At 39.3% G+C, this 2,656-nt stretch carries 3 protein-coding genes; 1 reads left to right on the top strand and 2 read right to left on the bottom strand.

Translation table 11 applies throughout. The annotated features are described in order from the left end of the window. Positions 1-166: transposase (locus tag BHE85_RS13060; RefSeq protein WP_146627982.1), on the bottom strand; the 166-nt coding region annotated here is incomplete at its 3' end. 424 nt (positions 167-590) lie between these two features. On the opposite strand from BHE85_RS13060, the gene ospC2 reads away from it, so the two are divergent. After that, on the top strand, positions 591-2,045 hold the full coding sequence (gene ospC2 / locus BHE85_RS13055; RefSeq protein WP_000701107.1) for a type 3 secretion system effector OspC2: 1,455 nt from the start codon (positions 591-593) through the stop codon (positions 2,043-2,045). 138 nt (positions 2,046-2,183) lie between these two features. Here the strand turns inward: ospC2 and BHE85_RS13045 are convergent. Continuing rightward, positions 2,184-2,656, bottom strand: a 473-nt coding sequence (locus BHE85_RS13045) for a transposase (protein ID WP_171730057.1), incomplete at its 5' end; no start/stop codon positions are given.

Raw genomic sequence — 2,656 nt, 5'->3', positions numbered from 1 at the left:
CGGGTAAATCGCGCCATGGTGCACCGGAACATAACACCCAGAACATGCCATTGATGATTTTACGGTGCTCAGCCCATGGGCGTCCGGCCCGTGGTGTGGTGGGTTCAGGAGGTAACAGGGGCTTGATGATGGTCCATGCCTCATCGGGAAGGTCGTAGCGAGCCATAGTTCAATATGTTGTGTAAACAGACAGTTACTATAACTCAGATGATTAAGGGACACAGCCTACTATTCCGCGCAGCTATTTAGCTCTCTTTTTGTTGAGCGCCCATGATTCTTTCATTTATTGTTACTAATTTTTTATGTTATCATCATGTTATGAGCATGCCCTGTTCTGCGTCTCTATTTTATCTATCATATTCTGAGCATTAACTACATAACAAGGCGCAAGATATATATCCAAAAACAAATAATACTGTTGCAATAATTCCTTTCAGTAAAGGAAGTGTGATTAAACTCAGGGGATTTCAGAGTGAAAATCGTACAACATATTAAAATATGTTCGTTATAATACATACAAGAAAATATTAAGTTAGATAATTTTATTCTAAATAACTGCAGATAAAAACGCACATAATGGGGGATGTTTTATGAAAATACCTGAAGCAGTAAATCATATTAATGTTCAGAACAATATTGATCTTGTTGATGGAAAAATAAATCCGAACAAAGATACAAAAGCATTACAAAAAAACATATCATGCGTAACAAACTCATCCTCTTCTGGCATAAGTGAAAAACATTTAGATCACTGTGCTGATACTGTGAAAAGCTTTTTAAGGAAGTCTATAGCAGCGCAAAGTTATAGTAAAATGTTCTCTCAAGGGACCAGTTTCAAATCATTAAATCTTTCTATTGAAGCGCCATCTGGAGCACGGTCATCATTTCGGTCACTTGAGCACCTCGATAAGGTGTCCAGACACTATCTTTCTGAAATAATACAAAAAACTCATCCTCTTTCTTCGGATGAACGTCACTTGCTCTCTATTATTATTAATTCTGATTTTAACTTCAGACATCAAAGTAACGCTAACCTGTCAAATAATACTCTTAATATTAAGTCCTTTGATAAAATTAAGTCTGAGAATATACAAACATATAAAAACACATTCTCTGAGGATATTGAAGAAATAGCTAACCACGATTTTGTTTTTTTTGGGGTTGAAATTTCCAATCATCAAGAAACACTCCCACTAAATAAAACACATCATACTGTGGATTTTGGTGCTAATGCGTATATCATTGATCATGACTCTCCATATGGATATATGACATTAACCGACCACTTTGATAATGCTATTCCACCTGTTTTTTACCATGAGCACCAATCATTTTTCTTAGATAACTTTAAAGAGGTTGTGGATGAAGTTAGCAGGTATGTGCATGGTAATCAGGGAAAAACTGATGTGCCAATATTTAATACTAAAGATATGAGGCTTGGAATTGGGTTGCATCTTATTGATTTTATAAGAAAGAGTAAAGATCAAAGATTCCGAGAGTTTTGTTATAATAAAAACATTGATCCTGTTAGTCTGGATAGAATTATAAACTTTGTGTTTCAGCTTGAGTATCATATACCAAGAATGCTAAGCACAGATAACTTCAAAAAGATAAGACTCAGAGATATATCTTTGGAGGATGCCATTAAAGCATCCAATTATGAAGAAATTAACAATAAGGTGACTGATAAAAAAATGGCTCATCAAGCTCTTGCTTATTCTCTAGGCAATGCAAAATCTGATATGGCACTTTATTTACTATCTAAATTTAATTTTACAAAACAAGATATCGCAGAGATGGAGAAAATGAACAACAATATGTATTGTGAGCTGTATGATGTTGAGTATTTACTTAGTGAAGATAGTGCCAACTATAAAGTGCTAGAATATTTTATTAATAATGGATTGGTTGATGTAAACAAAAGATTTCAAAAAGCAAATAGTGGGGACACTATGCTTGACAATGCAATGAAAAGCAAAGATTCAAAAACAATTGATTTTTTATTAAGAAATGGAGCGGTATCAGGCAAACGATTTGGGAGGTGACCTAAAATATATTTAGGTTGTGCCCTGAATCTGACGTTGTCATTTTTGTTATATTGATCGATATAGGGGATGGTGCAGACCGTTCCCCTGCAACAACACATTGCATGTGGTGAACGCCCCGGGCACACTTAGCCTGTGTCAGGCCGGCATATACCTCAGCAGACTGATATCCCGCGCGTTTTTCTTCAGCCCCTCCACATTCAGTCCCGCGATGGCCCGGCGGTATACCATCCGGCCGCCACACAGCACGCATTCGAACGGGTCACGACTCAGGAACTGTTTCACCATTTGTGCATAGCACACTTTCGCCACTGGTTCCGGTTTATCCATCCCCAGAGCACGGTACACCTGCGGCAGCTTCTCTCCACACACCCGGTTGGCAAGGAACCCGAAGTACCTCACCATCTTAAAAAACTTCTCCGGGATGTGCTGTTTCAGCCTCGCGACCAGCTCACGCTGTGTCAGCGTTTCCGTCGCCGTTTCTCCCGTTTTGTGGTCCAGGTAACGGAAGTTCAGGCTCGCCCCTCCGTTGTAATGTGCCAGCCGGGAGGCCGCTATCGGCGGCTTCTTCAGATAACGACCCAGGTAGCGCGCCGTATTCCTCCCGCCGG

Source organism: Shigella sp. FC1567 (assembly GCF_001743015.1).
Taxonomy (GTDB): domain Bacteria; phylum Pseudomonadota; class Gammaproteobacteria; order Enterobacterales; family Enterobacteriaceae; genus Escherichia; species Escherichia coli.
This window is presented reverse-complemented; position numbering and strand designations above follow the sequence as displayed.

Excerpts from the sequence above, each read along its gene's own strand:
- ospC2 (WP_000701107.1), top strand. The coding sequence starts at position 591 with ATGAAAATACCTGAAGCAGTAAATCATATTAATGTTCAGAACAATATT.